Source organism: Bacillus sanguinis (genome assembly GCF_018332475.1).
GTDB classification, from domain to species: Bacteria; Bacillota; Bacilli; order Bacillales; family Bacillaceae_G; genus Bacillus_A; species Bacillus_A sanguinis.
In genome coordinates, this window is record NZ_BOQB01000293.1 from 1 (window position 1) to 4,642 (window position 4,642).

At 36.7% G+C, this 4,642-nt stretch carries 7 protein-coding genes; 2 read left to right on the forward strand and 5 right to left on the reverse strand.

Annotated elements, in window-relative coordinates:
- The 4 genes from KI369_RS24210 to KI369_RS24225 form a co-directional block, all read right to left on the reverse strand.
- A partial coding sequence (locus KI369_RS24210) for a DMT family transporter (protein WP_212957756.1) occupies positions 1-215 on the reverse strand: 215 nt, incomplete at its 3' end.
- Position 216: 1 nt separating this feature from the next.
- A complete protein-coding gene (locus tag KI369_RS24215) occupies positions 217-549 on the reverse strand; it encodes a DMT family transporter (protein WP_000312339.1) in 333 nt (110 codons plus the stop codon).
- Between the two features lie 71 nt (positions 550-620).
- Entirely contained in the window at positions 621-1,202 is a 582-nt protein-coding gene (locus tag KI369_RS24220; RefSeq protein ID WP_212957758.1) for a TetR/AcrR family transcriptional regulator, read from the reverse strand.
- Positions 1,203-1,300: 98 nt separating this feature from the next.
- A complete protein-coding gene (locus KI369_RS24225) occupies positions 1,301-2,278 on the reverse strand; it encodes a LacI family DNA-binding transcriptional regulator (RefSeq protein ID WP_212957760.1) in 978 nt (325 codons plus the stop codon).
- Positions 2,279-2,596: 318 nt separating this feature from the next.
- On the opposite strand from KI369_RS24225, the gene KI369_RS24230 reads away from it, so the two are divergent.
- Positions 2,597-3,133, forward strand: coding sequence for a DNA polymerase III subunit delta (locus KI369_RS24230; protein ID WP_212957762.1), 537 nt, complete (start codon positions 2,597-2,599; stop codon positions 3,131-3,133).
- 39 nt (positions 3,134-3,172) lie between these two features.
- On the opposite strand, the gene KI369_RS24235 is transcribed toward KI369_RS24230, so the two are convergent.
- Positions 3,173-3,556, reverse strand: coding sequence for a rhodanese-like domain-containing protein (locus KI369_RS24235; RefSeq protein WP_048531103.1), 384 nt, complete (start codon positions 3,554-3,556; stop codon positions 3,173-3,175).
- A gap of 170 nt (positions 3,557-3,726) precedes the next feature.
- Between KI369_RS24235 and KI369_RS24240 the strand changes: the two genes are divergently transcribed.
- On the forward strand, positions 3,727-4,563 hold the full coding sequence (locus KI369_RS24240; RefSeq protein ID WP_000514071.1) for a lipoate--protein ligase family protein: 837 nt from the start codon (positions 3,727-3,729) through the stop codon (positions 4,561-4,563).
- The last annotated feature ends 79 nt before the right edge of the window (positions 4,564-4,642 follow it).

Sequence of the window (4,642 nt, forward strand, 5' to 3'; positions counted from 1 at the left end):
AGTGCACTTCCGGCAGTTCCGATTCCAGTCCAAATTGCGTAAGCAGTTCCCATCGGTAATGTGTCCATCGCAAGAGATAAGAAGAAGAAGCTTACGCCGAAGTTAGCGATTAAAATAACTTTTGGTGCCCAGCCTTTCTTTTCAGTGGCTACTTTCATAAAGAGTACACCAATAATTTCACAAATACCAGCTAGAATTAAAAATACCCAAGCCATTTTATGCGGCCTCCTTCGCTTCTTTTTCTTCTGTTACTCGTTTTAAACCAATTACGCCGAAGAAGATTAAGCCGATTAGTAAAACCTTTACAATAGAGAAAGGTTCCCCGAAGATGAAAATCTCTGTCAGAACGATTCCACCAGCTCCAATTCCTGTAAAGACGGCGTATACAGTGCCGACAGGTAAATCTTTATAAGCTCTAAATAATAAAACGAAACTAATTGTAATTAATAACGCAACACCAGCCCATTCAAGTGGTGCCTCCGCTTTTTTAAGTCCAATGACCCAAAAGATTTCAATAATACCAGCTATGATTACATAAATCCATGCCATATGTCATTTCTCCTTCCTACCAGTCGTTAGGTAAAGGGCTTAAAAACGACGCATTGCAAAGGAGCAATCCGTCAGTTTGAAAGGCCTCGCCAAAATACTTGCCAAGAGGCGTTTAAACGAGTCTCAAAGCGATTTAAACCTGCGAATAGTAGCTCAACCATAAGTCCGTCTAGTAAGCATAGGAAAGCTTCTAGAGCATCTTTTACTTCAATGTTATGCAGTTCACTTTTCTCGTTTGCCTGTTTAAATATAGGGAATAAAAGTTTTCCAACGTTTTCAATGTGTGCATTTGCTTTTTCGATAATTTGTTCGCGAAATGCATCGGGTGGAAAATAGGAAGTTCGTAACCAAAACATTGATTCTTCACTTTCACCAAATCGTTTTGCATAGCCCTTTAGTAACTGTAAGAGCAATTCTTCAGTAGACGAATTTGAAAATTTTTCGATATCGTCAGTGAAGCTCTGTAAATCTTTTTGAAGAGCGGATTCTAAGCATATAAAATATAGCTCTTCTTTTCCTTTAAAGTGTGCGTAAATCGATGGCTTTTTAATCCCAACTTCTTGAGCAATATTTGCTAATGAAGTTCCTTCATAGCCGTAGCGTGCGAAATGAGAAAGTGCTACAGCTTTAATGCGGTTTGCTGTCATTTTCATCCCCTACCTACCGTTCGTTAGGTTCATTATATAAGATGGAAAATATAAAGTCAATAGGTGAAGAGCTGAAAAAAGAGCGTTATAGGTAACGCTCTTTTTTAGACAGTATCCCGCTCAATTAAACGGAATGAAAGTTCTTCTGCATTGCCAACAATTTGTTCGCTTTGGATCTGTTTATGGAATAAAGAAAAAGCATGTGAGCCCATTGCGAGACCGGGATGTTCAATTGTTGAAATTTCTAACGCCTTTGAAATTTCATGATTATCGAATCCAAGGATAGCAAGGTCTTCGGGGACTCGAATGCCATTTTTTCGCGCCTCTGTTAATAAACCAGCTGCAACTTGATCGTTCGCTGTAAAAATAGCGGTTGGACGATTTTTCATGTTTACAATACGATGGAGTATTTGTGCACCGTCTTGCATTGTATAGCACTGATGAAAAATCCATTCGGGATGTAACGTTTTGCCTTCATTACGAAGTGTATCAGCAAACGCTTTTTCACGTTCCATAGAATTTACACTTGTTTTTCTTGCTAAACAAATCCCGATTTTTTCATGGCCTTTACTAAGTAAATAGGCGGTGCCGAGACGGAAGCCTTCATAATGATCTACGTAGACAGATGAAATGAGGGGGTGGTTCATTTTTTCGCATGAAATAATAGGAGCAAATTTTGCGAAAGGTTCAATTTGTTCCCATGAACTCGTTCGAGAGCAAATAATCATCCCGTCGAATTGTTTCATTTTCATCATTTCAAGAACGCGTATTTCTTCAATGCTATCGTAATTTGTTTGGCATAAATTAATGTGATATCCAGCTGCTAACGCTTCGTTTCCGATTCCTTCAATAATGGTACTGAAGTATGGAAGGTTAATGAAAGGGAGTATCACACCGATCGTATATGTTTTTCCCTTTATTAAATGAATAGCATTTATATTTTTTGCATAGTTCAATTCTTCAACAGCATCTAGAACACGCTTACGTTTTTCTTCTTTTACGTAAGGGTGATTATTAAGGACGCGGGAAACAGTTGATATGGATACACCAGCGGTTTTTGCAATTTGTTTTATATTGGCCATATGTATCACCTCTTCCTCTTATTATAAAGGGAAAATAATAAGAATGAAAAAAATCTTGACCTGAAAAGCTTTTCACAAACTATGTTATAAACATGACTTCCGTTATTCGCGTAACCTTTTTATTTGGGCGTGAGAATGATAGAGGTCTTTTTTGCGTCTATAAAAGAAGTTTTGTCAAAATGTGTGAGAATAACGTGGAAATTTTTCAAAGGGAGAGTTTGTTAATGAAGCGAATATGAATAGCATGTAAACACTTCATTCGTAAATATAGCGGTATGAAGGGGCGGAAACAAATTGAAAAAAGGAATCATTTGTTTCGTGTTTTCTAGTCTAGTGTTAAGTTCATGTTCGTTTCAGCAAACGATGCAGGAGGAAAAAAACTTTGTGGAAACAACAGGGGGAGCTACGGATCGTGTTACGGATCCAATTCCGCTGAAGGAGCTTCCGAAATATTTTCCAGTGAAATTTAAAGTTCCAGCGTTTTTACCGTATGACATTAAGAGTGACGTGAAGGGGGAAGTCAGAACGATTGGAAAAAAGAAGGCTGTTGTCATGATTAAATATAAACAGCGGGAGCCGGGGAGAAATGAGTATATTGAGTTAAATGTTGCGAACTTTTCTTATAGTTTTCCGGATCTCGTGGAAGAGAAGCGGTTTCAGGAACAAGTGAAATTGAATAATGGAGCATTCGCTTATTTTAAAAATAAGGATGATTCCGAGCGAGGAGACGAATTCGCTACGCTTATATGGAAAGAGAAAGGACTTGAATATCAACTCTTGTATCGTAATACACAAGAGAATGATAAAGATGTGATTAAGCAAAATTTATTATACATTGCGAATAATATGGAATGAAAAAACTAGCTGTATGATTCAGCTAGTTTTTGTATGTTATTATTTCTTTTTAATTTTTCCAGTCCACGTTTTGAATCCACCTTGTAATTGGTAGAAATCTTTGTAGCCTTGTTTCTTTAAGTATTGAGCCGCACGACCAGTACGGAATCCGCTTTGGCAGTATAAGTAAACTGGTTGATCTTTACGAAGTTCTTTATGACGAAGGCGAATTTGTGATAACGGAATGTTACGTGCGCCTAAAATATGCCCTGCAGTATATTCGTCTGCTTCGCGAATATCGATAAGCTGTGCTTTACGGTAGCCAGCGCGAAACTCTTCTTCTGAAAGTGTTTTAATTAATTTTTTCTGATAGAAATACATCCATACAGTGTAGCCGATGAACGCTACGATTACGGCTAATAAAATAATCCAAGTTGTTGACACGATTCTATCGCTCCCTTTTTTCTTATCCTACTTTCAATATTATAATGCCCATATGTATTTATGCAACAGATTCATTTGCATATAAGAAGAAATTTCGTATTCTTTCACAAATTTTGTCGAATTTGGTAGACTAGAGAATGTGAAAAATAATTGGTTATATGAGGTGCAGGATGGGAAAAGAAAAATGGTGTTATATTAACTCTGGTCAATGTTCACCGGCATTTAATATGGCGTTAGATGAATGTTTATTAAATTGGCAAAGTGAAAAGAAAATGCCACCAACTATTCGTTTTTATGAATGGGAAGTACCAACATTAACAGTTGGGTATTTTCAGCGTGTTGAAAAAGATATTAATATGGATGTAGTTAACGAAAAGAAATATGGATTCGTTCGTCGTCAAACAGGCGGCAGGGGTGTGCTACATGATAAAGAATTAACGTACAGTGTTATTGTGTCTGAAGATCATCCAAATATGCCAAAAACAGTTACAGAAGCGTATCGTATTATTTCGCAAGGTTTACTAGACGGTTTTAAAGCATTAGGATTAGAAGCTTATTATGCAGTTCCAAAAACAGAAGCAGACCGTGAAAATTTAAAAAATCCACGTTCAGGTGTATGCTTTGATGCACCGTCTTGGTATGAAATTGTAGTAGAAGGAAGAAAAATCGCAGGTAGTGCTCAAACACGTCAAAAAGGTGTAATTTTACAGCACGGATCGATTCCTTTAGAAATAGATTTAGATGAGCTATACGATCTGTTTTTATTCCCGAATGAACGTGTAAAAGAGCGTATGAAGAGTATGTTCTCTTCTAAAGCGGTAGCAATTAATGAATTAACAGACCGTACGTTTACAATCGAGCAGTTAATTAAAGCGTTTGAGGTTGGGTTTGAAAAAGGATTAGATGTAGAGCTTGTTCCATATGAATTAACAGAAGAACAATTACATGAAGTGCAAACATTAGCAAAAGAGAAGTATGAAAGTAAAGAATGGAATTATAAAAAATAAGAGGTGGCAATTGCCACCTCTTATTTTTTATAGTAAATTAAGTACTTTTTCTACTTTGATTCCTTTATCTTTTAAAGAA

Excerpts from the sequence above, each read along its gene's own strand:
- KI369_RS24215 (WP_000312339.1), bottom strand. The coding sequence starts at position 549 with ATGGCATGGATTTATGTAATCATAGCTGGTATTATTGAAATCTTTTGG.
- KI369_RS24220 (WP_212957758.1), bottom strand. The coding sequence starts at position 1,202 with ATGAAAATGACAGCAAACCGCATTAAAGCTGTAGCACTTTCTCATTTC.
- KI369_RS24225 (WP_212957760.1), bottom strand. The coding sequence starts at position 2,278 with ATGGCCAATATAAAACAAATTGCAAAAACCGCTGGTGTATCCATATCA.
- KI369_RS24240 (WP_000514071.1), top strand. The coding sequence starts at position 3,727 with ATGGGAAAAGAAAAATGGTGTTATATTAACTCTGGTCAATGTTCACCG.